Origin of the sequence: Brevundimonas sp. 2YAF1, assembly GCF_052114745.1 — a bacterium.
In the GTDB taxonomy this organism is placed as follows: Bacteria; Pseudomonadota; Alphaproteobacteria; order Caulobacterales; family Caulobacteraceae; genus Brevundimonas.
Map to the genome: position 1 here is coordinate 66,605 of NZ_JBFRFI010000004.1, position 25,592 is coordinate 92,196.

The window sequence follows — 25,592 nt, forward strand, 5'->3', positions numbered from 1 at the left end:
TGAGATGCAGGGCCAACGCTTTGGTCGCGACCGAAGCATGCTCGTTGCGGGCATGCTATTTTGAACGCTCAATCCCTGCGAGGTGGCGAATATGAAGGATGGACCTCTCATCGCCCAAGTGGCGGCGCTTGTTGGGGATCCTGCACGCGCGAACATGCTGACGGCCCTGATGGACGGGCGCGCTCTGACGGTGACGGAACTCGCTGAAGCGGCGGGGGTCGCTCTGCCGACAGCCAGTGGCCATCTATCCAAACTCCGCATCGCCAAGCTTCTGGTCGTGGAGAAGCAAAGTCGGCACCGATACTATCGGCTCGCTGACCACGATGTGGCGCATGTGTTGGAAGCGTTGATGGGGCTGGCCCAGAGAACTGGGGCCGTTCGCGTCCGAACCGGACCGAGAGACGCGGCTATGCGAACCGCGCGCGTATGTTACGACCACTTGGCCGGGCAACAGGGCGTATTGCTGCTCCAGACCCTCATCAAAACAGGATGGCTCGAACATGCGGACCCACCTGTGCTGACCGCGACCGGCCGCGATGGTTTGACCGCAATCGGCATAGACGTTCTCGCCCTCGAACGCGGTAGGCGCCCGCTGTGCCGAACCTGCTTGGACTGGAGCGAGCGTCGCCATCACCTAGGGGGCGCGCTGGGCGCGGCGATGCTCAGCCATGCCCTTGATCAACGCTGGGCACGACGCGGGCAAGGGCGCGTGGTGACGTTTAGTGATACGGGAGCGAGATCATTCAACGCCGCTTACGGTCTCTGAGCCAACCACTATCGTCCCCTGAAGGTCCGCACTGGGTCGATACCGTTGAAAAAGTCGCCCGGCTGATAGGTTTGAAGAGCGGCGTGGTCAGGCTGTGACGCGGTTCGCGACGCTTCAGGCCTTCAGGCGGGCGCCGGTGCGGTCTGTAAGGGGATCAGGCGGGCCATTTTGCGCAGGTTCTGGGCGGTGGCGGCGAGGAGGAACTCGTCTCGGGCGCCGCAGGGACCGCGAAGGCGCAGTCGGTCGAGCCTGAGGATGCGCTTGAGGTGGGCGAACAGCATCTCGACCTTTTTCCGCTCGCGTCGAGAGGTGACGTAGGCGTCGGTTTTGGCGATGTCGCGGGCGACGTCCCGGGCGTTTTCGTGGATGGAACGGGTTACCTTCCGAGCCGGCCCGTTGGGGCAGCAATTGGGCTTCAGCGCGCAGGCGTCGCAATCGATCTCGGAGGCGCGATACCGATAGGTGTCATCCGGCGGGGTATCGGGGTGATCGGCGCGGAAGGCTCGCCGATATTGCTTCAGTTCCTTGCCGCCCGGACAGCGATAAAGGTCGGCGGCGGGATCATAGGTGAAGTTGGCTCGGGAGAAGGTCCCGTCCGTCCGGGCAGACTTGTCGATGATCGGGATGTGGGGTGCGATCCCTTGGTCGTTGACCAGCCATTCCAGCATCTCGGCCGAGCCATAGGCGGTGTCGGCGGCAAGGCGATCGGGGTGGAGATCATGCCTATCCTGAACCCGCTCGATCATGGTGCGGGCCGCGGTCAGCTCGGCCGGCCGCACGGCGGTGGACGCCTCGACATCAACGATGACGGCGTGCTTCAGGTCGATCAGGTAGTTGGTGGCATAGGCGAAGAAGGCCGGTCCCTTGTTGGCGGCGGTCCAGCGCGCGGCCGGATCTGCCGGCGAGATGAACTTGGGCGTCACCGGCGTGGCCGCACCAAACGCCGCATCATCCAGGACCGCTAGGTACTCGTCGATGGCTCGGCTCGATGCCTCGGGCGGCAGACCAGGATCGCCAGGCACGCTGCGCTCCCGGTTCGCCTCGGCCTTGATCAGGCTGGCGTCCACGGCGAAGCCTTCGCCGCCGACCAGGCCTTCCGACATACACCGGCGCAGGACCGTGTCGAACAACTGGCGCAGCAGGTCGCTCTCCCTGAAGCGGCCGTGACGGTTCTTGGAGAAGGTCGAGTGGTCCGGCACGGCGCCTTCCAGACCCAGCCGGCAGAACCAGCGATAGGCCAGGTTCAGATGGACCTCCTCGCACAGCCGGCGCTCCGACCGGATGCCGAAGCAATAACCGACCAGCAGCATCCGGATCAGCAGTTCGGGGTCAATCGAAGGACGCCCCATGGCGCTGTAGAACGGAGCCAGATGCGCTCGCAGACCCTCCAACTGCACAAACCGGTCGATCGACCTCAGCAGGTGGCTCGCCGGGACGTGGTCTTCCAGCGAGAAAGTGTAGAACAGGGCCGCCTGATCGACCCTCCGCTCGCCCATCATCGCGCTGCCTCCAGCCTCAACGACCAGAGTGAATCAGCCTGGGACGACCTTGGCAATTGGCGACTTTTTCAACAGTATCGGTCGATTTCGGCCCTGGGCTTCGGCGCCGAAAGCGGACGTTGGCCGCCAGGCAGGAAAGCGGTCGCCTTCGACGTCAGCTAAGGGTGGGGAGCGGACATCGACGGGCTGCGCATAAACTGTCAATATCTGCAATGCTGGAGCGCAGAATGAGACGATGGTTTTTACTTGCGACATTGCCATCCGCCGTAAGCGGTTGCGCAAATCACACACCAGAACAACCAAAATTTCCAGCCGCGTATCAACTCGTCTCAGAGCGGGGGCGCGTTCTCGAAGCTTCCGAAGTTCTAGTCTACCTATACGATGACGCGTTGAAAATTACGGCGATTGCCCGAAGAGACAATACCTCTGTCGGCATAGGCGGATATGGTCAAATTCGAGCGTGTGCGGCGGGCGATTACTGCATCCGAATCGAGGAAGCGCCCGGTCCTTTGGTGGTATTTGCCGATCCACTAACCTCGTTGGAACTGGACGGGTGGCGATACGGAGTGGAGCGATCAGTGCTTGCACATGAAGGCTGCGATCGGTTCACTGCCCGGCACCCAGGCCGGGAGGTTTGGTTCACTTATCTGAACTGCGGTCCGCTTGGCATCACGTCGATGACCACGCTGGACGGCGAAACGATTGTGAAGGCATTGCAACTTCGCAGCTACGTTGGGCTCGGATTCTCCTCCTCGTTCCCGTGACGGCAACGTCCGCAACGGGTCGGTTTGCGAAATAGGCACCCAGCCTGGAACCGGACATTGACCGCGCCGCTGACAAGCGGACGTTCGGAACTTCGGCTAGGGGCGGGAAGCGGAAGTTGAGCTCTGCCGACCTCGGCTAGGGGTATTTGCGGACGATCAATAGGGTAGCCATTATAATGACTTTGGCGCAGGCTTCACCAATGCCCCCTAGAAATAACTATACGCTTCGAGAGCGGCTGCTCATGTACTTGAGCTTGGCCATTGTTTTCCTGCCGTTCGTCGTCATCGCGGGGTCGATGATCATGGAAGATCGGCGGGTCCAGAAACTTTGCGCGGAATACGACACAGCCCGTCGCGTTTTGCCGAACCAAGTCATTGAATGTCCCTACAGGATGTGGGGCCGGTGATGTCTCCTACGGGTCGATTTCGGTCCTGGGCTCCCGCCCCGAAAGCGGACGTTGGCCGTCAGGCCGGAAAGCGGTCGTCGTCGTCGTCCGCTGTGGGTGGTTAGCGGTCGTCGGCTTTCTGCCTCTGGCGGGCGCGATGCGCGCCTATCGCGCCCGCTCCAAACGCAACGATCGCGTAAAATAAGCCGAAAGCGGCCAGACCCCATGCCGCCATCATGACGATCAATTGCGGGACGTTCTCTGGGTCAAAAGCCATCCCCGAAATCGACAGTCCGAGCATTGCGAGCAGCCAAGGCATCGCCACCCGATACAGCCCATTTAGGGGATTTTCCTCGGACCATGCCTCCCCCTTGGACAAAAGGTAGCGATGATATCGAACCGCCCACTTCAACATCATCTTGTTTCCCGTTCAGCGGCACGTTCAAGGAGGAGGTGTTGAAACGCAAGCACTGGCCAACTTCCGCCATGGGTCGATTTTAGTCTTAGGCTTCGACACCGAATTCGGACATTGGCCGCAGCGCCCAACAGCCGACGCGCTGAGAGTCACCTAAGGTTGGTTAGCGGAAATCAGCCTCTCTCAGGTGGGGACCGTAGGGGCCCCACACGTTCGGATGCTCGACCTCTGTCGCGTCCGGGAAAATTCCGTCGAACCCATCCTCGTCGAAACGCGTGCCTGCAAACCTGACGTCTGCGCCATCGACTATTTCCACGACCAAGAGCAGATCGCGATCATCCATCAAGCGCAGGACGTGTTGAACGACTTCCTCGACAGTCTTGTCCGTCCTGAGAAAGAGTGCGTCCTGCCCACCGTGCCACGCGGGACCTAGCTCGAAAGCCGCCCGAAAGGCTGCGAAGCGGCGCGCGCGGCCGTCATCTCGATGTCCATTGAGATCAACACTTTCACCAGTTCCGAAACTCAGCATCAGCGTTTTCATGAGGCGCGCCTCCGATTGGGACGGTCATCATGCGGTGGGCATCGCTTTGGCCGCAATGGGTCGATTTCGGTCCTGGGGCTTTGGCGCCGAAAGCGGATATCGGCCTCCCGGCTTCCTGGAAATGGCAATAGAGCCCAACGCAGGCGAGCGGCGCGTCCGTCCCTCAAAAGCCGAAGTCGATCTGGTCGACATGGACCGGGCGGGCGCGACGCTTGCCTTCAGGCCGCCTAGTCAGTTCTTTCATCGGCTGATCCGACACGCCCGCCTGAACACCGGTTCCATCCGACGCCCCCGCCGCCGGTCGGATAGGCGTCCGGCGCGGCATGCCCCCCAGCCTAGGCCTCAAGGGCGGCTTCAGCGCTTTGGCCGTCCCACGCGCTCCCTTCCAGGCTGTAAGTTCGCTCTCCCACCATCCCACACGACCTGGAGAAACTACCACCGGCGTCGGGAAATCTCCGGACTGCTGCATCCGCCACGCCGTGGACCGACTGATACCCGCGATGTCCCGGACTCGGCCCCAGGGCAGCAACCGGTCTTCCGGTCCGCCTGTATCGACGAATTCTCCGTCCACCCGGAAGCTCACGGCGCGCGCGCCAGTCGACGGTCGGCGTTCAAGGCGGTGGCTGCATGCAGTAGACGGGCGTCATGCGCCGCATCCACGCAATCCCGTCCTGCCCAGGCCTCGATCACGGCCTTCAGGGCGAAGCTCGTCGCCGGATCTGCGAGCAGCCCCTCCAGTGTCGGATATTCGATGGACCTCATCTCACGCACGGCCTCGGCTCCTCGCCGCCGGCGGGGCCCCGGTCCTCACCTCGGTGATCTGGGTCTTCGCCCACTCCCGCAGCAGTCCGCGCGGGTAGTAGGGCCTGGACCGAATGTGACGGCAGGGCGGCCCGTTGGACGTCGTCGACCAGAGGCGCGCGAGGGTGGCGGGCTTGAGGCGGACGCCCAGAAGCGCCAGGAAAGCCGACGCTTCGGCACGCGTCAGCAGGCCTTCGTCGCCGGACGGAGCCTCGACCTCGATGCCCGAAACATGGGGGATCATAGCAGCGTCCCTTCTGCCGGGCACTGGCGTGAGTTCGTGACGCCCCGGCCGGCGGTGAGCGCGAGAAAACAGTCGACGACGGTCGTCACATAAGCCCGCGTCTCGGCGATGTCCGGCACACGGCCGAGGCGCGCAACCCGGCCCGGCCCTGAGTTGTAGACCGGGGCATGGTCGACCGTCCCGTCCGCGCGCCATTCTTCCCTCATCAGGATGTTGCGACGGTCGAGGTAGAGGACGCGAAATTGCTCTCGAGGCGCATGCGCCAGATCTGCGCGGAGATAGGACGTCAGGGCGGTCCAGGACGACAGGACCGGTCGGCGCAGGGCCTCGGCCCTCGCCATGGCCACAGCCAGGGCCCGGACCTGCCCCAGGTCGGCGACCGCGGCCGTCGCGAGGCCGGCACGAAGCAGGGCGGCTTCATCGGCCGCGGCGACGCCGGCCAGGCCGCCGAAGGCCGCGATCAGGTCGGCGGCGACGGCCCGGCAGGCGGCAGGCGACCGGCTTCGCGCAAGGATAGCCGCCAGCAGGTCAAGGTCGCTGTCGCCGACGGTCGAGGCTGGTGCAGGGCCAAGTTCACGGATGGTCGACGCGGGTCGGGACGACATGACGTCCTCCTGTCTGCCGCTCCCGATCGGAGCGCTCCCAGCCGCCCTTCCTTTTCCTTTCATCGGGTTGGCCGGTGCACGGCCCGTTCACCCATTGGCCCTAGCCTGTCTCGATGAGCTCGAAACCATCCCGTTCAACCGGCTCCCGCTGGCAGGTGCGGCGCAACAGTCGCCTTCTCTCCATGACGGCGACCATCATGGCCGTCGCCTTCATCGCCGCCCTGAACTGGCCCGAGGCTGACGCCGATAGTCGCACCTCGCCGCCTCCCGCAGCCGCTGAAGACGCCCTTACATCTTCGCCGACCGAGACCGGTTTCCTGTGCGATGTGGCCTATGTGAACGACGGCGACACCCTACGATGCAAGGACGGCACAAGGGTCAGGCTCCACGCCGTCGCGGCGCGGGAGACCGACGAAACCTGTTCGCCGGGCCACCCCTGCCCGACAGCCAGCGCCGCTTCCGCTACAGCCGAGCTGAACCGGCTTGCCGCCGGCAAGACCCTTCGTTGCGAACAGACCGGCCGAAGCTACAACCGCGTCACCGCTATCTGCTGGGCGCCGTCGGGCGAAGAGATCAATTGCGCCATGGTGGCGAGCGGCACGACCCTGGTCTGGGAGACGTTTGATCGGAAAAAGCCACTATGCGGGCGCTGATATTTACGACGGCGTGAACCGGATCGTCTTCGCGTGGCGACCTGGGGCCATGCCCAAGGGGCCGCAGACCGAAGCGCCTCAAGCGCCTGCGTGTTATAGGCGGCGTACCGGGCGATCCGTCGCCTCCATCGCAGGGCGTCATGGCGCGACAATCACGGATTTCGACCCGGCTTTCCGCAGCCAGTCTGGTCCACCTCGGCGCCCCGCGCCTGGCGGATCTGCTGATCGAGGCCGGCGCGGGGAACGCCAACCTGAAGCGTCGGCTCCGCCTGGAACTCGCCGCAGAGGCGGGTCATGAACTGCTGGCCCTGGAGATCGACAAGCGACTGTCGGCGCTCGCGGCGGCCCGCACCCGCATCTCCTGGCGCAAGCGGGGCGAGTTGATCGAGGACCTCGAAGCCCACCGGAAAATGATCGTCGAGCGCCTGGCGCCGGCAGCCCCGGCCGAGGCGCTCGCCATCCTCGTCCGCTGGTTCGACCTCTATCCGGGCCTCGCCGCGCGCGTGAAGGATGCCAAGGGCGAACTGGTCGTCGTCTTCGAGGCGGCCGCGCCCGATCTCTTCATCCTCGCCGAGACGGCGGGCGAACCCGCCGCCCGTGAGCTGGCGGACGCGCTTCGCCGTCGCCCTCTCGACTACGGCCGGTGGATCGCCGCCGCCGGCGACACGGTCGGCCCCGATCTGGCGCGCCGTCTGCTCGACAGTCTCGACGCCTCGGCCAGGAAGACGCCTGCCGGGCGCAATCTCGTCCGCCGTCTTGCGGACCGAGCCCAGGACCTCGATCTCTGGCTGTCCCTCGTCACGCCCGAACAGGCCGGATCGCCCGATGTGGCGGCCGACATCGCGCGTCGGCTCCTTGCCGCCGGCCGACTTGTCGAGGCGCGAGCCGCCCTCGAAGGCGCGCTGGCGCTCTCTCCCGCGAACCGTCGCTGGACATTCGGTCGAAACCCCGCGGACGGCGCCCCCAGGCTGACGCCGGCCTGGGAGGCCGCCTCCATCGACGTGCTGGACGCCGAGGGCCGCCGCCAGGAGGCCCAGGATCTGCGCTGGAACCTGTTCGAACGCGACCTCTCGGCTCAGGTCCTGAGGGGCTATCTCGCCCGTCTTCCCGACTTCGACGACGTCGAGGCCCTGGACCGGGCCTTCGCCCACGCCGCCGCCCATCCCGACTTCGAGGCGGCCATGCGTCTTCTCATGGACTGGCCGGCGCACCGCGAGGCGGCGAGCCTGGTTCAGGCCCGACCGCGCGAGGCCCGCAAGGTCGGGCCTATCGCCAGGGACTGGGCGTCCCGATTGGCACAGCGCTTTCCGGAGGCCGCCGACCTCCTGGCGGACTAGACCCCGGCCGTCTCAAGCCAGGGTCCTCAAGGTGATCGAATACCGCAGCGCCGTCATCGGCGTGATGGAATGCTCCCAGAGGCTCCGCGCCTCGCCCGAGAGCCGGTAGACGGAACCGGGTGCGAGCGGCGCCGCCAACCGGCGCCACTCCGACCCTTGCTTCAGACGCAGGCGCATGACGCAGGGCGCCAGAAGAGAGACGCCGAGGATGTCCCCGTAGACCGGCCGGTCGCGATGCCAGCCGATGCCTGCGCCCGGGGCATACTCATTGACGAGGGCCTGAACGAAGGCCGCCCCGTCAATCTCAAGCCGTCCTGCCAGCCGGCCCAGCAATGATTGCAGAAAGTCCGGCCACGGATCTACGGCCTCAAGCCGACGGCTGTCGGGGTCATAACGGCGGCCGAAGGCGGCGATGCGCCGGAAGCCAACGTATCCCATGTGTTCATAGGGTTTGAAGACCAGTCCCTGCAGCCGCTCGACCAGTTCAGCCTGCTCCAAGGCGGACAGTACGCCGGGCCAATAGCCGAAGCCGTCCGGCCCCGCCGCGGGAGCCAGGACGGGGTCGTGTCCGAACAGGTCGGCCTGGGCCTCGGTCATGACAGCGCCAGTTCGCCACCGGCGGCCTCGGGCGGCGCCTTCTCGAGATTGGAGATGGCGACCCCGACGAGCCGAACCCCCTTGGTCGGCGGATAGAGCGACCGCACCAGCAGGCGGCTGACCTCCCTGAGGCGGGCCTTCGAACCGACCGGCTCGGCGAAGGACCGGCTGCGGGTCGACTGCTGGAAGTCGGCCCACTTCACCTTCACCGTCACCGTTCGTCCCAACGTGCCGGACTTCTCGCACCAGGCCCAGACCTCGTCCGCCATCTCCCCGACGCCGGCCTCGATCGCCTCGGGATCAACGAGGTCCCGCGCGAAGGTGGTTTCGGATCCGCTCGACTTTCGCTCGCGATCCGGATTGACCGGCCGCTGATCTTCTCCGCGGGCGATGGCGTAGTACCAGGGTCCCGACTTGCCGAAATGATGCTGGAGGAAGGCCAGCGACTGGCGATGCAGGTCAGCGCCCGTTTCGATCCCGAGCCGGTGCATCTTCTCCGCCGTCACCGGTCCGACGCCATGGAAGCGCTTGACAGGCAAGGTTTCGACGAAAGCCTCTCCCCGCCCCGGCGGGACCACGAACTGGCCGTTCGGCTTGCGCTGGTCCGAGGCCAGCTTGGCCAGGAACTTGTTGTAGGAGATCCCAGCCGAAGCCGTCAGTCCGGTCTCCTCCAGGATGCGGGCCCGGATTTCAGCAGCGGTGGCGGTAGCCGTCGGCAGCCCCCTTAGGTTGGCTGTGACGTCCAGATAGGCTTCGTCCAGGGAAAGCGGCTCGATGAGGGGCGTATAGTCGGCGAAGATGGCGTGGATCTGCGCCGAAACGGCGCGATAGACCTCGAAGCGCGGCGGCGTGAAGATCAACTCCGGGCAGCGTCGCAAGGCAGTGCTCGACGGCATGGCCGATCGCACGCCGAACCGACGCGCCTCGTAGCTGGCGGCGGCGACCACGCCGCGCGAGGCGGCATGGCCCACGGCGACCGGCCGCCCGCGCAGGCTCGGATCATCCCTCTGCTCCACCGCGGCGAAGAAGGCGTCCATGTCCACGTGGATGATCTTGCGAGGCGTTGCGGCTCCCATGGCCGACACCTAGCAAAATCCGAACAAAACGGGAACACCCATTGCCGTTCGCGTGGACGCATTCAGCCAGACCGCCCCGTCACAGCGTCAGGCCGCCTGCCCTCCCCCGGTCAGGACCTGAGCCGCCCGCGCCGCCTTGTCCTGCGAAAGGAAGCGGCGGCGGCGACAGGCGCCGCCTTCTATCAGCCGTCTCGCCCAGTGTCTTCGCCAGGAACCGCCCGGCAGCGGCCGCTCCGGCCGCCTGCACCTCGTGACCGCCGCCCTCAACCCAGACGGTCTCGACCGGAGCTCCGAGTTCAGCCAGGGCCGCGGCGGCGGCGGCCTGGCCTTCGGCGCTCGGGATCACCGCGTCCGCCGTCCCGTGAATCAGCAGAACGGGCGTCGTAGTCGGGAGCCACGGCGTCGGGCTGGCCAATCGCCCCGAGAAGCCGACAACGCAGCCTACGCGCCACCTGCCCGACACCACGGCGTCCAGAGCCATGATCCTCCCCTGAGAAAAGCCGACCAGCGCCACTCGCTCGGGCCGGTCGGACAATCCGTGGGCGGCGATCAAGCCTTCGAGAACGGAATCGAACGCGGGTCGCGCCGCAACAATCCTCTCCGCCCGATCGGCGGGCGTCACGCCAGCGACGCTGAACCACTGCCGTCCGGAGCCTCCCTGATCGAAGGAAAAAGGTCCGTCAGGGGCAGCGAAGGCGACACCTGGGAGCACGTCCGCTCAGACCCTGGCCAAGGGCGCCAGGGAAGCGCCGTTGGATCCGACCCCGTGGAGGAAAACCACAAGTGCGTCACTCATCAGACAGCCTCCAGGATCACGCCGCCCAAGCTCAGTGAGATCAGCGGCTCGGCGCGACCCTCCACACGGTGTTGGACAGGTCGTCTGCAACCAGGAGAATGCGTCGTTCCGGATCATAGGCGACGCCGACGGGCCGCCCGCGCGCCTGACCGTCGTCGGTCAGGAAGCCGGTGACGAAATCCACTGGCTGTCCCGCCGGGCGTCCGTCGGCGAAGGGAATCCACACGACCTTGTAGCCGGACAGGTCCTGGCGGTTCCAGCTGCCGTGCTCGCCGACGAAGGCGCCTTGCGAGAAGGCCCCGCCGAAACCTCCATTTGCCGCGAACGACAGACCCAACGCCGCCACATGCGAGCCCAGCGCGTAGTCCGGGGCGACGGCGCGCGCCACCATCTCCGGGTTCTGCGGCCGGACGCGCGGATCGATGTTGCGTCCCCAGTAGCTGTAAGGCCAGCCGTAGAAAGCGCCTTCTCGCACCGAGGTCAGGTAGTCGGGAACCAGTTGCGGTCCGATCTCGTCGCGTTCGTTGACGACCGCCCATAGAGCACCGGTCTGCGGTTCAATCGCGAGGGCGGTTGGATTGCGGATCCCGGTCGCGACCGTACGGCGCGCGCCGGTGGCGCGGTCGATCGCCCAGACGACAGCCCGCTCCTCCTCGACCGCCAGACCGCGCTCGCTGATATTGCTGTTGGAGCCAATTCCCACATACAGCGTCATCCCGTCGGCGCTGGCTGTCAGGGACTTGGTCCAGTGATGGTTGATCCGCGACGGGAGTCTGGTCAACTCCACGCCCGGCGCCGTGATACGGGTCTGGCCGGTCTGGTAGGGGAAGCGCAGCAGCGCGCCCTGATTGGCGACGTAGATCGAACCATCGACGAATGCCAGACCATAGGGCGCGTCCAGATGGTCGATAAAGACGCTGCGCACCTCCGGTCGGCCGTCGTTGTCGGCGTCGCGCAACAGGGTGACGCGGTTGCCGCCGGCCACTTGGGTGTTGCCCTGTTTCTTGATGAAGCCCGCAATCACATCCTTGGGCCTGACCTTGGGCGCCTTGCCGCCCCTGCCCTCCGCCACGAGGATATCTCCGTTGGGCAGGACGAGAATTTGACGCGGAATCTGCAGGTCGGTCGCGAGGGCCGTGACCGTGAAGCCGGCCGGGACCGTGGGCGTCCGATCGCCCCAGCCCACAGGTTTGGCGATCCTCATCGGCGGAACCAGGGTCTGGCGGATGTCCGGGAGGTCGGGGTTGGGCCCAGTCTGTTTCAGACCCGGGTCGCTACGGCCGCAGCCGGCCAGCGCCACAACCAGGGCGGTTGCGCCCATTAAGGTACGGATCATCCCGCACTCTCCCGGTATCCATGGTCGGAATAGGCGATGAATCCGGCCCCGAGCGCCAGCAGCGTGCAGGCGATCGAGAGCGACAAACCGAAAACGCCGACAGAGCTCCACGCGTCCTGGCTGTGCTTGAAGGCGTTAATCAGGCCCAGAATCCACATGAGGCCGAGCCCGCAGGCCAGGATCACGCGTCGTCTTCGGTCGGGTTCACGCCAGCCCAGCAGAAGAACTATCAGGGCCCACGCCAGAACCAGTCCTCCGAACACCAGCGCCCCGACGATCAGCCAGGCCGAAAAATTGGTCCACTGGATCTCGGCCGTCCGCAGGTAGGCGATATCGGTCGCGAGCGCCGCGCTGAACAGGGCGATGGGGAAACTCAGGAGCAGGGCGTTGAGCGGGCGCAATAGCGGTCCTTCTGCCTTCAGTGATGCGGTCATGCCGGATTCCTTCCATGGCAGAGCTTGGAGGCCGGATTCTCAATACGCCACGACGCGATTGGTTTCATCGTGGGCGCCGGTCGCCTCTGCTTCCACGGGCGGATCGACGAACAGCCATGCCGCGCTGCTTCACCAGCGGCGACCGGGGAAGCCGTTGATGCAGGCTTCAAACTCGAACATGTCGATGGGAGTTGATCTTGGTCTCCCCATTATGAACACGCCGGCCTTTCTGTCCGCCGCGCGACGAAAGTTTACGCAGCAACGGCATAGTCGACCGGATAGCTAGATGATGGAAAGGGGGATGCCATCAGGAGAACACGTCGTCAGAGGGGCGACCGCGTCACCAGGCAACGGCCATCACCCGCAACCGGTGCGACAGGAAATCGATCCACGCCCGGGTCTTGGCCGCCGGCTTGCGCGCCGCGTGGGTGATGGCGTGGATCGCCCCCATCTCCATGAAGGGCGCATCGAGGGTGATCTCGACGAGTCGCCCCTCCGCTACCGCCTTGGCGGTGAGGAAGCGTGGCCCATAGACAAGGCCCTGGCCCGCCACCGCCGCCTGCACCAGCACCTCGCCGTTGTTGGCGTGGAATGAGCCTCGAACCGGCTGCCGGATGCCGCCGTCGGCGCCAAAGCCCCAGTGCGATGTCCCGATGAGCGCCGACAATGTGTAGCCGAGGCAGTCGTGTGTCGCGAGGTCGGCCACCGTGCGTGGCGTGCCCCGCGCCGCCAGATAGGCCGGCGAGGCGCAGATGTTCAGGCGGGCGTCCGCGAGCTTCCTGGCCACCAGGCTGCTGTCGGCAAGTTTGCCGATCCGGATCGCCATGTCCCAGCGCTCTTCCAGGAGGTCGACGTAGCGGTCGTTGAGCCCCAATTCGATCGTCACCTCGGGATGCAACTGATGAAACTCGGCGATGAGTTCGCCCAGGTGCAACACCCCGAACGCAGCGGGCGCGCTGACCCTGAGCAGTCCCTCCACGGCCAGGGTGCGCGCAGAGACCTCGGCTTCCGCCTCCCTGAGCTCCGCCAGGATGTGCTCGACCTTGTCGAGGTAGGCCGCGCCCGCCTCGGTGAGCGCAAGGCGGCGCGTGGTGCGATTGACCAGGGTCGCACCCAGCCGCGCCTCCAGCGCGTTAAGATGCCTGGCCGCCATCGTCGGCGACATGCCCATGTCCCGAGCGGCGGCGGAGAGTCCGCCCAGCGCGACAGCCCGCACGAAGACCTCGATGCCGGTAAGCCGATCAGCCAAGGATTTCACACCCAAGGTTCAAGGTCATTCTCATAATTACCCGATTATCACGCATCAGTCGAAAGCGCATATGTCTGTTTCGAAAGGACGCACCATGACTCGCCAGCCAACCTTCTTCATCCCCCACGGGGGCGGCCCCTGCTTCTTCATGGACGACCCGCGCGGAACATGGACCGGCATGGAAGCCTTCCTGCGCGCTCTGCCTGATCGGCTGCCCGAGACCCCGACCGCCATCCTGGTCGTCTCGGGCCATTGGGAGACAGACGGCTTCGCCCTGACCGGCGCCGAAAAGCCGGGGTTGATCTATGACTACAACGGCTTCCCGCCTCACACCTACCAGTTGCGCTTCGACGCGCCCGGCGCCCCGGGGATGGCGCAAGAGGCCGTAACCCTTCTCACCGCTGCGGGCCTGAAGGCGCGCGTCGATTCCGAGCGCGGCCTCGATCACGGGGTCTTCGTGCCGCTGAAGGTGGCCTTCCCGAACGCCGACGTTCCGGTCGTCGAGATGTCGGTGGATCGCAATCTCGACCCGGCGCTTCACCTCGCCGCCGGTCGAGCCCTCGCCCCGCTGCGCGACAAGGGCGTGCTGATCCTGGCCTCGGGCATGAGCTTCCACAACATGCGCGGCTACGGAGATCCCCGCTTCACGGAGCCATCGCAGGCTTTCGACCAGTGGCTCACAGACGCCGTCCAATCGCCGGACGACGCCCGCACCGCAGCGCTCGAACGCTGGGATGAGGCGCCCGCCGGACGCCTGTCCCACCCTCAGGAAGAGCACCTGCTGCCCCTGATGGTGGCCGCCGGCGCAGCCGAGGGACCCGGCCAACGAATCTACACCGAAAAGGTGATGGAGACCGCCATCTCGGGCTTCCAGTTCAACTGATCCACTCAAGGAGACTTCCCATGACCATCGCCATCACCGGCGCGACCGGCCATCTTGGCCGCCTCATCGTCGAGAAGCTGAAGTCGAAGGTTCCCGCTGAATCCATCGTCGCCCTTGTCCGTTCGCCCGAGAAGGCGGCCGACCTCGGCGTCGCGGCCCGGCCGTTCGACTATGCCAAACCCGAGACGCTCGCCCCCGCCCTCGAGGGCGTGGATACTCTGATGCTCGTCTCCTCCAGCGAGGTCGGCCAGCGCGCCGTCCAGCACCGCAACGTCATCGACGCCGCCAAACAGGCCGGCGTCCAGCGCATCGTCTACACCAGCCTGCTGAACGCTGACGCCTCGCCGCTGAGCCTGGCCGAAGAACACCGGCAGACCGAGGCCGACCTCAAGTCGTCAGGCATCGCCCACACCATCCTGCGCAACGGCTGGTACGCCGAGAACTACACCGGCTCGATCTCCGGCGCCCTGGCCGGCGGCGCCTTCATCGGCAGCGCCGGCGAAGGCCGGATCTCGGCGGCCCCGCGCGCCGACTTCGCCGAGGCCGCCGTCGGCGTGCTGACCAGCGACGGCCACGACGGCAAGACCTACGAGCTCGCGGGCGACGACGCCTGGACGCTCGCGGACTTGGCGGCGGAGATCAGCCGCCAGACCGGCCGGACCATCCCTTACCGGAACCTGTCCGAAGTCGACTATGCCGCCGCCCTGACCGGCTTCGGCCTGCCCGAGCCCCTGAGCCAGGCCATCGCCGGCTGGGACGTCGACGCCTCGCGCGACGCCCTGTTCGACGACCGGCGGGCGCTCTCGAAGCTGATCGGCCGCCCGACCACGCCGCTCTCCGTCTCGGTCGCCGCGGCGTTGAAGTAACCTTTCGAAGAGGCGCGCGGCGAACTCGCCGCGCGTACGCTCCAAGGCCTTCGTCTACTTCATCGGCCACGCATCCCAGATTTTACAACGGCGGCGACCCCGCCTTCCTCCTCTTCGTATTCTCGGGCAGGATCGTTTCCCGCCTGGTGCGAGGGAAATGACGGCCTCCCCGACCCTGTCGGGACGCTGTTTTGACAGCCTCCGCTCAATTCGCCCTGCCCAAGAGCGCCGCACATCCGGGTTGGTGGTCCGATCACCCGGATTCTGGAACGCCCAGCCTCCAGGCGACGGCCTGGAATTCCGCCGGATACAGAGCCGCCCTGCTCCCGGGCGAGGATCGCGTGAGGTTTGACCGGAATCCGGCTGATCGATCCGACAGCCGCGAAAAGGCGACGCGACGTGATCGAGGACCTCGCCGACGGTGGTCGATCATGGCGGTCCCGGCGTCCTGGCCCCTCCCAATGCGGCATGGGAACGATTTCCGGCCATGCAGAGACGACGCAGGAAACGGAAGCGCCATTGACGGGTTGTCACGCAAGACTGGACCCCAGTTCTTGATCGTCGGGAATGGCGAATGAATGATTCAGCGGCGAACACCCTGAACCGCGTTCTGGCAGGATTGTCTGATCTGCTTCCCACATTGGAGGCGGTCTACAAGGACGTGCACGCACACCCCGAACTCTCGATGCAGGAAACCCGGACGGCCGCCCTCGCGGCCAGGCATCTCGCCGACCATGGCTATGAAGTGACGACCGGAGTGGGCAAGACCGGCGTCGTCGGTCTGCACCCTGGGGCTTGTGTTCCTGGGCAGCGCACCGATCACGGCCGGACTGCTGCTGGCGTTGTGGGGCGCGATGAACACCGCCATGTCGGTGATCTGGATGACCTGGATGTCGCAAAACGCCGACGACGCCCCGGAAGCCGCAGGAAGCCTGATGGTCGCGGCGGTCCAGACCTCGATCCTGCTCGGCGCCGTGGCGGGCGGCTGGTTGCTGGATGGCTTTTCGATCCAGGCGACCTTCATCGGCAGCGTGATCCTGGCAGGCGCAGCGCTGGTCCTGATCGGCAATGGCCGCAGGCTGCTGAAACCCCGCTGACCCATTGCCCCGAAAATCAGACAGAGAACACCTCTGGCTCATGATTGCCTGATTTGTCGGCGCCCTCAGGCAATAGCTCTATGGCACGCCCAAGAATGGACGACACGATGAGAGCCGCTTCTCGGTCAGCAGCAAGATTCGAACTGTAGACGACATCCTGTAGCGCACGGAATATCTGCGGCAAACTGGCGCTCAAGACCGGCTCTGGACACTCGGACCATTCACGGTCGATGGCCGCCTGCGGATAGCGCTCACGAAACGTCAGTTCATTCAGAGCCCGCAGGCGTTGCGACAACGTCCGGACACTCCATCCCGACGGGAGAATATTAGGCTGGTTGGTCACAAACCCTGCCACGAGACCAATGGTTCGATCTGGAACGATGCATACCGACATTTCGCCTCCAATGGTTGCGATGTTCAGATCAGACCCAGTTGTTTGAACGAGGCGTATTCGCCTGTAGCTCCGATGATGACGTGGTCGTGCATGACGATACCCATCACCCTGCATGCCTCTGCAATCTGCTTCGTCAGGCTCTTGTCCGCCTGCGATGGCTTTACGTTGCCGGACGGATGGTTGTGGGCCAGCACAATGGCTGACGCCCCTACGTCCAAGGCCCTGTGAATTACCTCTCTTACGTACATCGGCGCATGATCCACCGTCCCCCTGCCGGCCACCTCATCCTTGATGAGGGCGTTCCTCTTGTCGAGGAACAGGATCCGCGTCTGCTCCTTGATCTCGTACTGAAGGCTCGCCCTCAGATATGAGATCAGGGCAGGCCAGGAGGACCGGCGGATAGTTGAGCCGACAGGCGCCCTTCGATCATGCTGATCGAGAGCTGATTGGCTTTCAAGAACGCCTGATCCAGAGCGTGCTCGAAGTCGATGAGGTCGTGAGCGACGATGGAGCCGATGGTCGCGGCGGTATCGGTCTGGTTACGCATGGCGAATGCCCCTCTTTCAACGCCAGCTCAAAAACGTCGCGACGACCCCGAACACCATCAGACCTATGGCGAGGATGGCGCCGATCGCGATCGCTATCCCCAGGGCCAGGAAGACGATGAGGGCCAATTTTTTCGGCCCCCGCCACCCGGCCGTCGTGCGCCAGTGCCCCAGTCCCGAGTACACGCCATATGGCGTCCCAGGAGAAGGGCTGTCCGACTTGTGCTCGAAGGCGACAGACGCCTCGCTGACACCTGGAGCTGGACCGCTTTCACCGGCGCCCGCCATGCCCCCAAACCCGTCTGACGGAATCTCCGTCAGGCGTTCCAACGCCTTCTTCCGGCTGGAGACGCCGAGCTTTCGCTTGGCTTCCCTCATGTGGTTCTCGACGGTATGCGGCGACAGGCCGAGTTTCCGCCCGATCTCCTTGTCGCTCATGAAGGCAGAGAGCTTCAGGCACTCCGCCTGCCTATGAGACAGCCTTTCAGGCATCGACCGCTCCCCTGCGCCGGCAGGAAGTAATGCGGCGCAGCTGCGAGTCGTCCAGTGGACACACGCAACAGGGGGTTTTCACGCCTCAGGCAGTACAGATGGCGCCATCTGGCGAGCAGGCGCAAACGCGAAATCCCGTAGGTCGGCCGGCTGTTCGTTGGCTAAGCCATGGCGCAAATACGACCGCACCCGGCCCTCTGAACCTTTCGGGCTAACGCTGAGCGATCTTAATGACCGTGGCAAGCAAGGGTATTCACCGCAAGATATGCGGCGAATAGCCACCCCTAGCTGACGAAAGCGAAGTCCGCTCATTGGCCTGGATGCCAATGTCTGGTTTCAGCGCTGAGGCCCGGACAAAGGATCTGTCATGGTGTGTTGCTAATGCGTGGTCTCTATTTCCGACGCCATGAGAGAAGTTTTGATGTTGAACGGTTTTGCAGCCATCCCGGCCGCACTCTGTCTTTCGCTGACCCTGTTCGGTCTCGCGGGGCCCGCTCAGGCGTGGGGAGGCGCAGGCCACCGGTTGATCGGTGATCTCACCTATGAGCGGCTATCGCCTGAGGCCAAGGCCATGGTGGATCGATTGATCGCTGCCGCCCCGCGACAGGAAGGTGCTGACGTCTGCCCCGTCGCGTCCTTGGCCGATGCCTCGGTCTGGGCCGATTGTGTGCGAGGCGCGCGATTGGCGAGCTTCGGCTACATGTCCGAACTGCATTATGTGAGCGCGCCGGTCTGTGAGGCGGCGCCTATTGGAAGTTTCTGTCCGGACGGCAACTGCGTCACCGAGGCCGTGCGGCGCTCAGAGGCGATCCTCAGCGACAACACGGCTTCGGACCTGACCAAACTCCTTGCTCTTCAGCAACTGGCCCATTTCCTTCAGGACCTGCATCAACCCCTTCATGTGGGGCAGAACGCCGACCAGGGCGGCAATGAGGTCACCATCACGACCATAGAAGGCGGCCGGGCGCGCAATCTTCACTCGCTCTGGGACGGGGATCTCGTGGCTGTCACGATCGGACACCAGCGCGAACGTGTAGACGAATTGCGGACCCTTATTGCGTCCCGGGAGGCGCAATGGCGCGGTCAGCCCATCGAAACCTGGGCTCGGGAGGCTTTCGTTCATAGCCGCGACTATGCCTATCCGCAGCTTGCCTCTTCGCCCAACTGCGGCGAGGCGCCGGCTGACGGCGGGCAGATCACCACAGCCTATGTCGAGGGCGCCGCGCCAATCGTCCGGGAACAGCTTGGGAAAGCCGTCGTCCGCCTGACTGAGGTTCTGGAGCGCGCTGCGGCGGCCCAGACCGATCTGCCCGCCCGTTGAGACCTCCACTCTGAAAGACTTCGCACCCCGCGACGCGGGTTCGGATCCCCGGACGCGTGGCGCGGACCAGGATCTTCTGGGCTTGTCGCAGCTTCACAAACACTTCCGAGCCGTTGGTGAGATGGCGGCCGGTCAGATGCGGCGTCTTTCGTTGGCGCGAAGACGCTGTTCTCGCCGGTCGGCTGCTTGGTGGCGCGGTCCCTCAAACGATCGCGCCACCGCCGTTGTTTCCCTTCAGTCGGGCTAGATGAGCGGTCGCGTCGGTCGCGGTAATTCTGTGCGGTGCGGCGTCGTCCCTGGCTTCGCAGACACGTCACGCCGACGGCGACTCTTGCTCGAGCGCTGGATGCTAGGTTTGCAGCTTCGGGTCAGATTCAGCGACGTGTTCAACAGGCACACGTGGGAGAAGGCTTGGGGGAAGTTGCCGACCTGCCGACCGACCTTTGTGTCGAACTCTTCCGACAACAGGCCGACATCGTTGCAAAGAGCGAGCAGGCGTTCGAACAGGCGCCGGGCGTCCTCCGTGCGACCGAGCTTGACATAGGCGTCGGCCAACCAGAAGCTGCATGGCAGGAACGCCCCCTCGCCGGGCGGCAGGCCGTCGTTCACACGATGGGTGTCGTAGCGCATGACGAAGCCTTCGGGCGTCAGCAGTTCGCGTTCGACGGCGGCGACCGTGCCGGCGAACCGTGGATCGTCATGGCTGATGAAGCCCAGGCTGGCGATGAGCAGGAGGCTCGCATCAGCACTCGGATCATCATAGGCGCGCTTGAAGGCGCCTGTCCGGGCGTCAAAGCCGTTGTCGAAGATGGCAGTCTTGATCGTCTCCCGGAGGGTGCGCCATTCCTCGACAGGACCATCGAGACCGTGCTCGTCGACAGCTTTTACCGCCCGATCCAGCACCACCCAGGCCATAATTTTGGAGAAGGTGAAGTGATGGGGACCACTCCGCACCTCCCAAATGCCTTCATCGGGCTGGTCCCAGACCGTGACCACGTGATCGATAACCGCCCGCTCCAGCGCCCAGCTGGATTCCTCCAGCAAGCCCCAGCGTCGCGCCTGGTGGAAGGCGTCCATCAGTTCGCCGTAGACATCGAGCTGGAACTGCTGGTGCGCGGCGTTGCCGACCCGGACGGGCGCAGCGCCCTCATAGCCAGGCAGCCAATCGGCTTTCCATTCCATCAGCCGCCGCTCGCCGGCGATGCCGTACATGATCTGCATCTCCGCCGGCGCGCCTGCCACGGCGCGCTGCAGCCACCTGGCCCAGGATTTGGCTTCCGTGAAATGCCCCGCGTTCATCAGAGCCAGCAGGGTCAAGGTGGCGTCGCGAATCCAGCAGTAGCGATAATCCCAGTTTCGCTCGCCGCCGAGCGCCTCCGGCAGTGACGTCGTCGGAGCCGCCACCAGCCCTCCGGTCGGGGCGTAGGTCAGAGCCTTCAGGGTCAGCAAGGAACGCTTCATGACCTGTGAATAGGCCCCCCGCACCTCGCCGCGCGCCGACCAGCCAGTCCAGAATCGTCGCGTGACCCCCAGGGCCGCCTGTGCGTCGATGGCGGGGGGAACGGGCCGGTGCGAAGGACCATAGGACAGTACGAAGGGCGCAGTCTCGCCCGCACTGACTGTGAAATTCGCCACCGTGGTCATGGCTTCGCCACGGATCGCCACGGGCGTGCGCAGGATGGCCATGTCGGGACCGGCAACAGCCTTCAAGGCGCCGTCGTCCTGTCGCGTCACCCATGGAATCGCCGCCCCGTAGCCGAACCGAAGGATCAGTTGCATCTGCATGTCGACACGACCGGCCCGACCCACGACCAGCCGGACCAGATCCGAAGAACGCTTGCGCGGCGGCATGAAGTCGAACAGGGCCGCCACGCCGGTCGAGGTCTCGAAGGTGGTTTCCAGGATCAGGGTGTCAGGCTCGTAGCGCCGACTGATCCGCGACTGCGGGTCGACGGATGCCATCTTCCATCGGCCGTGCGAAGACTCTCCCAGAAGGGCGGCGAAGCAGGCGGCGGAGTCGAAGCGGGGCCAGCACAGCCAGTCCACCGACCCGTCCCGCGAGATCAGAGCCGCCGTCTCGCAATCGCCCACGAGAGCGTAATCTTCGATGGGCGACGGCATCATTCGGCCCCGAAATCGATGATCATCCTTACGCCGTCCGGACGTCGCCTGAACGCCTGGTTCCCCAGGCCCCGCAGATCGTCGCGGAATGCGCCAGCCACCCCGGGCATGATCATGAGAAGCCTCGCACATGGAGATCGCCGTCGGCGACCTCAGGGAATCTTGAGGACATGGTGAAGGTTGCCATGCTTCGTAACCGATACGCTCACCGGGCGTTCCACATCCGGACCAGAGGCCAACGCGAAGCTGCAACCTCCCTTTCGTGTGTGAGTTTCGAAATGGGGCAGCCGGATCGCATCGAGGCGGGACAGGGTGTCGTGACCATTGCCGCAGACGAGACATTGAGGCCGAGCACCTTCTTGATCGATCAGCCTTGCATCGACACCAGCCGCACCTTGTCGATGGACACCGGAAAAGGCCGAGTCCAGCCACCCCCGCACGCCGATGGCCCCACATCTTGTAGCAGCGCTTCCTGCGTTACGATCCAAGGATCCGCTCCGGCCAAACCGCGACCGCTTCGTGCTGTCCGACGCGCACGCCTCGATGCTGGTCGGCGGCTCGGCGGACTAGGACGTGTTTAGCGACCAAGCCAATCCGGAGCCCCCGGGCGAGCCCCCCTCCCCCCGGCGTTCGGCCGCCGGCTGCGCGCTGGTGATCTTCGGCGCCACCGGCGATCTGACCCAGCGCCTGATCCTGCCGGCGCTCTACAACCTGGCGCGTTCCAAGGCATTGCCGGACCAATTCGCCCTGATCGGCGTGGCGCACACCGAGCAGACGACACAGGATTGGGGGGATCAACTCTACGACAGGCTGAAGAGCTATGTGGGCGATCCGTCCGGCGAATTCGAAATCGACCATATCGACGAAGGCGCATGGCGGCTCCTGACCCGGAACATGACCTACATCAGCGGCGACCTGACCCAGCCCGAGGTCTATGCCGCCCTGACCGAGGCCCTCGACGCGGAAAAGACCCGAGGGGTCCAGGGCAACGTCATCTTCTATCTGGCGGTCGCCTCCTCACTGTTCGGCCCTATCGCCGAGCATCTCGCCAATGTCGGACTGACGGATCAGGGTCAGAATCGGCCCGGCCAGGCGCCCCGCTTCTGGCGGCGGGTCGTGGTTGAAAAGCCGTTCGGCCATAGCCTGGCCTCGGCGCGCGCGCTGAACGCCAAGCTGCTGCATACCCTCGATGAAGTACAGATTTTCCGCATCGACCATTTCCTTGGCAAGGACACCGTCCAGGCCATCATGGCGTTCCGCTTCGCCAATGGCCTGTTCGAGCCGATCTGGAACCGGGACCGCATCGACCACGTCCAGATCACTGCGGCCGAAACCGTCGGGGTGGAGGCGCGCGGCCAGTTCTACGAAGCCACCGGGGCCCTGCGCGACATGGCCCCCAACCATGCTCTCAGTCTGCTCTCTATGGTGGCCATAGAGCCGCCCGTGGGCTTCGACGCCGCCACGATCCGCACCAAAAAGGCCGAGTTGTTCGCCGCCATGCCAGCCGTGCCGCCCGACCGGGCGGTGCGGGGCCAGTACGGGGCCGGAACAGTGCTCGGCAAGGCGGCGAAGGCCTACCGGCAGGAACCGGATGTCGCGCCGGACTCCAACGTGGAGACCTATGTCGCCCTGCAGTTCGAGATCGACAATTGGCGCTGGGCTGGCGTGCCGTTCTACTTCCGCACCGGAAAGCACATGTCGCAGCGGACCACCGAGATCGCCATCCGCTTCAAGCAGGCGCCCTACGCCGCCTTCCAGGACACCCCCGTCGAGAGCCTGCGGCCCAACTGGCTGGTGTTGAGCGTTGCGCCCGACGAGAGCATCTCCCTGCAGTTTGAAGTCAAGCGGCCGGGACCAGACATGGACCTGGTCGCCGTAAAGATGGAATTCCACTACGATGACTGGTTCCCCAAGGCCGCCAACGTCGGTTACGAGACGCTGATCCACGACGTAATGATCGGCGACCAGACGCTGTTCATGCGCGCCGATATGGTCGAGCACGGCTGGCGAATCGTGCAACCCGTGCTGGACGCTTGGGCGAGCGCCAGGGCCAAGGTTCCCGACTACGATTCCGGCAGCGACGGCCCCGCGGCGGCCGACGTCCTGATCGCCAGCGACGGCCCGCGACGCTGGAGGCCGCTGGCTCAGCCCGGGGCGCACAAGCCATGAGCGGGCGCCCCGACATACGCCTGCTGCTCGCCGACATCGACGGCACCCTGGTCACCCAGGAGAAGGTGCTGACCGAGGCGGCCAAGGCTGCGGCGCGGGATCTGGGCGCCGCCGGCATTGCCCTGGCCCTGACCAGCGCCCGGCCGCCGCGCGGCATGCGCATGCTGATTGAGCCGCTGGCCTTGCAGACCGTCCTGGCCGGCTTCAATGGCGGGCTCTACGTGCGGCCCGACCTGTCGGTGATCCGGCGCCATGCGATCGGCGCCGCGACGGCCAGGACGGCCGTGAACCTGTTCCTCGCCGAGGGCCTGGACGTCTGGGTCTATACGGAAAAGGACTGGATGGTCTGCAACCCCAATGGGCCGCACGTGGCGCGCGAGGCCTGGATCCTGCAGTTCGACGCCAAGGTCGTGACCGATTTCAGCGACGACGACCTGGCCCAGCCCCTGAAGATCGTCGGCGTATCAGACGATCTGCCCCTGGTCGCCGCCTGCGAGGCCAAAGCCCAGAAAGCGCTCGGCAACCGCGCGAGCGCCACCCGTTCGGAACCACACTTCCTCGACGTCACCCATCCCAGGGCCAACAAGGGCGCCGTCGTTCTCACCCTGGCCAGGCGGCTGAACATCGCGCCCCAACAGATCGCCACCATCGGCGACATGCCCAACGACGTCATGATGTTCAAGAAAAGCGGCTTCTCCATCGCCATGGGCAACGCCAGCGACCCGGTCAAGGCGCAGGCGAGCGTCGTGACCGACAGCAACGAAGAGGATGGGTTCGCCAAGGCGGTCAGGCGTTTCCTCCTGCCGTCCGCCCCCGCAGGAAAACGATCATGACCCCGCGCGTAAGAGAGATCCTGAGCTGGTACGCCTCCGAGACGGTCGGGACCGTGACCAACCTGTCGCGCCTGCTCAACCATGGCCGACTGGCTGGCGTCGGCAAGCTGGTGATCCTCCCCGTCGACCAGGGCTTCGAGCATGGTCCGGCGCGTTCGTTCGCCGTCAATCCGCCAGCCTATGATCCGCGCTATCACTTTGAGTTGGCCATTGAGGCGGGCTGCAATGCCTATGCCGCGCCGCTGGGCCTTATCGAGGCCGGCGCCCGCGACTTCGCTGGCGAAATCCCGCTGATCCTGAAGCTCAATGACAGCGACAGCCTGCGCGAGGACGCCGATCCGGATCAAGCTCTGACCGCCAGCGTCCAGGACGCGCTACGCCTAGGCTGCTGCGCAGTGGGCTTCACCATCTATCCGGGCTCGGCGCACCAACTGCGGATGTATGGCCAGCTTCGCGCCTATGCCGAAGAAGCCAAGCGCGCCGGGCTGGCGGTCGTGGTCTGGTCCTATCCGCGCGGCTCGGGCCTGAGCAAGGAGGGCGAGACCGCGATCGACGTCGTGGGTTACGCCGCGCAGATCGCCGCCCAGCTCGGCGCCCATATCATCAAGGTCAAGCTGCCCGCCCCCCACGTCGAACAGGCGGCGGCGCGCAAAGTCTATGCGGATCAGAAGATCCCCATCACCACGGCTGCCGACCGGGTGCGCCATATCGTGGATTGCGCCTTCGCCAGCCGCCGGATTGTCATCTTCTCCGGCGGCGCCGCCGTCTCCGACGACGAGACGCTATTGGGCGAAATCCGCGCCATCCATGCCGGCGGCGGGTTCGGCTCTATTATAGGCCGCAACGCCTTTCAGCGCGCCAAGCCGCAGGCCCTGAAGATGCTGGGCGAGGTGATGGACATCTATGCGGGCTCGCCGCCCCCCGCCTGACCCGCTCGGCGCCCCAGAACGCGATCATCGTTGCGCCGTCGATTCTTTCGGCGGGCTTCGGTCGTCTGGTTGAGAAAGTGCGCGCGGCTGACCCTATCGACGTGATGGACCACCCTCTTGTGCCGGCCACCGACGAACCCGGGGATCGCGGTCGCCGAGAAGGGCCCGGGTCGAAACCATTCTCCAGAGCCGCCGGGGGTTCGATGCGGCTACGCGAGGCGAAGCCGATCGCCAGAGCGGCTGGACAACCTCTGGCCCCCGATCCGATCCCTACTCCATCAACCAGATCAACGAAGAGCGCGCGCGATATCGCTGAGCCTTGTAAGGAGCCCTCGCCAAGCTGGTGGGGGCTTCTTTCTGTTCGCACTGGTTCCGCCTGCGCCGATCAAACACTTTCGCCGATGTGCCGAAGTAGCGAGGACTCGATAAAGGGCGGGTGATCT

General features: G+C 65.3%; 30 protein-coding genes. 12 read left to right on the forward strand and 18 right to left on the reverse strand.

Annotated features, from left to right (window positions below):
• Positions 1 to 91 precede the first annotated feature (91 nt).
• Entirely contained in the window at positions 92 to 766 is a 675-nt protein-coding gene (locus AB4Y68_RS07155; RefSeq protein WP_441454826.1) for an ArsR/SmtB family transcription factor, read from the forward strand.
• Between the two features lie 122 nt (positions 767 to 888).
• Here the strand turns inward: AB4Y68_RS07155 and AB4Y68_RS07160 are convergent, their stop codons facing one another.
• Positions 889 to 2,265 carry a transposase gene (locus AB4Y68_RS07160; RefSeq protein WP_441454827.1) on the reverse strand — a complete coding sequence of 459 codons (1,377 nt, stop codon included), beginning with the start codon at positions 2,263 to 2,265 and terminating at the stop codon, positions 889 to 891.
• 227 nt (positions 2,266 to 2,492) lie between these two features.
• Here AB4Y68_RS07160 and AB4Y68_RS07165 point away from each other — a divergent pair, with 227 nt between their 5' ends.
• On the forward strand, positions 2,493 to 3,029 hold the full coding sequence (locus AB4Y68_RS07165) for a hypothetical protein (protein WP_441454828.1): 537 nt from the start codon (positions 2,493 to 2,495) through the stop codon (positions 3,027 to 3,029).
• 507 nt (positions 3,030 to 3,536) lie between these two features.
• On the opposite strand, the gene AB4Y68_RS07170 is transcribed toward AB4Y68_RS07165, so the two are convergent.
• The 6 genes from AB4Y68_RS07170 to AB4Y68_RS07195 form a co-directional block, all read right to left on the reverse strand.
• The gene (locus tag AB4Y68_RS07170) at positions 3,537 to 3,833 is read right to left on the reverse strand and encodes a hypothetical protein (RefSeq protein WP_441454829.1); all 297 of its coding nucleotides are present in this window, start codon (positions 3,831 to 3,833) and stop codon (positions 3,537 to 3,539) included.
• Between the two features lie 160 nt (positions 3,834 to 3,993).
• A complete protein-coding gene (locus AB4Y68_RS07175) occupies positions 3,994 to 4,371 on the reverse strand; it encodes a hypothetical protein (RefSeq protein WP_441454830.1) in 378 nt (125 codons plus the stop codon).
• 163 nt (positions 4,372 to 4,534) lie between these two features.
• A complete protein-coding gene (locus AB4Y68_RS07180) occupies positions 4,535 to 4,954 on the reverse strand; it encodes a helix-turn-helix transcriptional regulator (RefSeq protein ID WP_441454831.1) in 420 nt (139 codons plus the stop codon).
• Positions 4,951 to 5,142: a hypothetical protein gene (locus tag AB4Y68_RS07185; protein ID WP_441454832.1), complete on the reverse strand. Its 192-nt coding sequence runs from the start codon at positions 5,140 to 5,142 to the stop codon at positions 4,951 to 4,953. Before AB4Y68_RS07185 ends, AB4Y68_RS07180 begins: the two co-directional genes overlap by 4 nt.
• Positions 5,135 to 5,416, reverse strand: a complete 282-nt coding sequence (locus AB4Y68_RS07190; RefSeq protein WP_441454833.1) for a hypothetical protein — start codon at positions 5,414 to 5,416, stop codon at positions 5,135 to 5,137. Before AB4Y68_RS07190 ends, AB4Y68_RS07185 begins: the two co-directional genes overlap by 8 nt.
• Positions 5,413 to 6,021, reverse strand: a complete 609-nt coding sequence (locus tag AB4Y68_RS07195) for a JAB domain-containing protein (RefSeq protein WP_441454834.1) — start codon at positions 6,019 to 6,021, stop codon at positions 5,413 to 5,415. The genes AB4Y68_RS07190 and AB4Y68_RS07195 overlap by 4 nt, the downstream gene beginning before the upstream one ends.
• A gap of 197 nt (positions 6,022 to 6,218) precedes the next feature.
• On the opposite strand from AB4Y68_RS07195, the gene AB4Y68_RS07200 reads away from it, so the two are divergent.
• Together AB4Y68_RS07200 and AB4Y68_RS07205 are read left to right on the forward strand one after the other, a co-directional pair.
• Positions 6,219 to 6,674: a thermonuclease family protein gene (locus AB4Y68_RS07200; RefSeq protein ID WP_441454835.1), complete on the forward strand. Its 456-nt coding sequence runs from the start codon at positions 6,219 to 6,221 to the stop codon at positions 6,672 to 6,674.
• A 140-nt stretch (positions 6,675 to 6,814) separates the two neighbouring features.
• Positions 6,815 to 8,011 carry a DUF6880 family protein gene (locus AB4Y68_RS07205; protein WP_441454836.1) on the forward strand — a complete coding sequence of 399 codons (1,197 nt, stop codon included), beginning with the start codon at positions 6,815 to 6,817 and terminating at the stop codon, positions 8,009 to 8,011.
• 12 nt (positions 8,012 to 8,023) lie between these two features.
• On the opposite strand, the gene AB4Y68_RS07210 is transcribed toward AB4Y68_RS07205, so the two are convergent.
• From AB4Y68_RS07210 to AB4Y68_RS07235, 6 genes are all read right to left on the reverse strand, one after another.
• Positions 8,024 to 8,608, reverse strand: coding sequence for an alpha-ketoglutarate-dependent dioxygenase AlkB (locus tag AB4Y68_RS07210; RefSeq protein ID WP_441454837.1), 585 nt, complete (start codon positions 8,606 to 8,608; stop codon positions 8,024 to 8,026).
• Positions 8,605 to 9,684: a DNA polymerase IV gene (dinB, locus tag AB4Y68_RS07215; RefSeq protein WP_441454838.1), complete on the reverse strand. Its 1,080-nt coding sequence runs from the start codon at positions 9,682 to 9,684 to the stop codon at positions 8,605 to 8,607. Before dinB ends, AB4Y68_RS07210 begins: the two co-directional genes overlap by 4 nt.
• A 79-nt stretch (positions 9,685 to 9,763) precedes the next feature.
• The gene (locus AB4Y68_RS07220) at positions 9,764 to 10,396 is read right to left on the reverse strand and encodes an alpha/beta hydrolase (protein ID WP_441454839.1); all 633 of its coding nucleotides are present in this window, start codon (positions 10,394 to 10,396) and stop codon (positions 9,764 to 9,766) included.
• Between the two features lie 124 nt (positions 10,397 to 10,520).
• Entirely contained in the window at positions 10,521 to 11,816 is a 1,296-nt protein-coding gene (locus tag AB4Y68_RS07225) for a PQQ-dependent sugar dehydrogenase (protein WP_441454840.1), read from the reverse strand.
• The gene (locus AB4Y68_RS07230; RefSeq protein ID WP_441454841.1) at positions 11,813 to 12,250 is read right to left on the reverse strand and encodes a DUF2231 domain-containing protein; all 438 of its coding nucleotides are present in this window, start codon (positions 12,248 to 12,250) and stop codon (positions 11,813 to 11,815) included. The genes AB4Y68_RS07225 and AB4Y68_RS07230 overlap by 4 nt, the downstream gene beginning before the upstream one ends.
• A 340-nt stretch (positions 12,251 to 12,590) precedes the next feature.
• On the reverse strand, positions 12,591 to 13,499 hold the full coding sequence (locus tag AB4Y68_RS07235) for a LysR family transcriptional regulator (RefSeq protein ID WP_441454842.1): 909 nt from the start codon (positions 13,497 to 13,499) through the stop codon (positions 12,591 to 12,593).
• A 94-nt stretch (positions 13,500 to 13,593) separates the two neighbouring features.
• Between AB4Y68_RS07235 and AB4Y68_RS07240 the strand changes: the two genes are divergently transcribed.
• From AB4Y68_RS07240 to AB4Y68_RS07250, 3 genes are all read left to right on the forward strand, one after another.
• Positions 13,594 to 14,382: a DODA-type extradiol aromatic ring-opening family dioxygenase gene (locus AB4Y68_RS07240; RefSeq protein WP_441454843.1), complete on the forward strand. Its 789-nt coding sequence runs from the start codon at positions 13,594 to 13,596 to the stop codon at positions 14,380 to 14,382.
• A 20-nt stretch (positions 14,383 to 14,402) separates the two neighbouring features.
• Positions 14,403 to 15,248 (forward strand): SDR family oxidoreductase, encoded by an 846-nt coding sequence (locus tag AB4Y68_RS07245; protein ID WP_441454844.1) that lies wholly within the window; start codon positions 14,403 to 14,405, stop codon positions 15,246 to 15,248.
• Positions 15,249 to 16,045: 797 nt separating this feature from the next.
• Positions 16,046 to 16,345 (forward strand): hypothetical protein, encoded by a 300-nt coding sequence (locus AB4Y68_RS07250; protein WP_441454845.1) that lies wholly within the window; start codon positions 16,046 to 16,048, stop codon positions 16,343 to 16,345.
• A 16-nt stretch (positions 16,346 to 16,361) separates the two neighbouring features.
• Here AB4Y68_RS07250 and AB4Y68_RS07255 read toward each other — a convergent pair whose 3' ends face one another.
• From AB4Y68_RS07255 to AB4Y68_RS07270, 4 genes are read right to left on the reverse strand one after another with little or no spacing between them, the layout of a single operon-like run.
• Positions 16,362 to 16,739 (reverse strand): hypothetical protein, encoded by a 378-nt coding sequence (locus tag AB4Y68_RS07255; protein WP_441454846.1) that lies wholly within the window; start codon positions 16,737 to 16,739, stop codon positions 16,362 to 16,364.
• Between the two features lie 23 nt (positions 16,740 to 16,762).
• On the reverse strand, positions 16,763 to 17,140 hold the full coding sequence (locus tag AB4Y68_RS07260; RefSeq protein ID WP_441455007.1) for a JAB domain-containing protein: 378 nt from the start codon (positions 17,138 to 17,140) through the stop codon (positions 16,763 to 16,765).
• Positions 17,113 to 17,286: a hypothetical protein gene (locus AB4Y68_RS07265; RefSeq protein WP_441454847.1), complete on the reverse strand. Its 174-nt coding sequence runs from the start codon at positions 17,284 to 17,286 to the stop codon at positions 17,113 to 17,115. Before AB4Y68_RS07265 ends, AB4Y68_RS07260 begins: the two co-directional genes overlap by 28 nt.
• Before the next feature lie 16 nt (positions 17,287 to 17,302).
• Entirely contained in the window at positions 17,303 to 17,776 is a 474-nt protein-coding gene (locus tag AB4Y68_RS07270) for a helix-turn-helix transcriptional regulator (protein ID WP_441454848.1), read from the reverse strand.
• 421 nt (positions 17,777 to 18,197) lie between these two features.
• Between AB4Y68_RS07270 and AB4Y68_RS07275 the strand changes: the two genes are divergently transcribed.
• The gene (locus tag AB4Y68_RS07275) at positions 18,198 to 19,097 is read left to right on the forward strand and encodes a S1/P1 nuclease (protein WP_441454849.1); all 900 of its coding nucleotides are present in this window, start codon (positions 18,198 to 18,200) and stop codon (positions 19,095 to 19,097) included.
• 243 nt (positions 19,098 to 19,340) lie between these two features.
• Here the strand turns inward: AB4Y68_RS07275 and AB4Y68_RS07280 are convergent, their stop codons facing one another.
• Entirely contained in the window at positions 19,341 to 21,674 is a 2,334-nt protein-coding gene (locus tag AB4Y68_RS07280) for a glycoside hydrolase family 15 protein (protein WP_441454850.1), read from the reverse strand.
• Between AB4Y68_RS07280 and AB4Y68_RS07285 the strand changes: the two genes are divergently transcribed.
• From AB4Y68_RS07285 to AB4Y68_RS07300, 4 genes are read left to right on the forward strand one after another with little or no spacing between them, the layout of a single operon-like run.
• Complete coding sequence (locus AB4Y68_RS07285) at positions 21,585 to 21,788, forward strand: hypothetical protein (RefSeq protein WP_441455008.1); 204 nt, start codon at positions 21,585 to 21,587, stop codon at positions 21,786 to 21,788. The two genes, AB4Y68_RS07280 and AB4Y68_RS07285, sit on opposite strands and share 90 nt — an antisense overlap.
• Positions 21,789 to 21,791: 3 nt before the next feature.
• Positions 21,792 to 23,387, forward strand: a complete 1,596-nt coding sequence (zwf, locus tag AB4Y68_RS07290) for a glucose-6-phosphate dehydrogenase (protein WP_441454851.1) — start codon at positions 21,792 to 21,794, stop codon at positions 23,385 to 23,387.
• Complete coding sequence (locus tag AB4Y68_RS07295) at positions 23,384 to 24,220, forward strand: Cof-type HAD-IIB family hydrolase (protein WP_441454852.1); 837 nt, start codon at positions 23,384 to 23,386, stop codon at positions 24,218 to 24,220. The genes zwf and AB4Y68_RS07295 overlap by 4 nt, the downstream gene beginning before the upstream one ends.
• On the forward strand, positions 24,217 to 25,149 hold the full coding sequence (locus AB4Y68_RS07300; RefSeq protein ID WP_441454853.1) for a class I fructose-bisphosphate aldolase: 933 nt from the start codon (positions 24,217 to 24,219) through the stop codon (positions 25,147 to 25,149). The genes AB4Y68_RS07295 and AB4Y68_RS07300 overlap by 4 nt, the downstream gene beginning before the upstream one ends.
• The last annotated feature ends 443 nt before the right edge of the window (positions 25,150 to 25,592 follow it).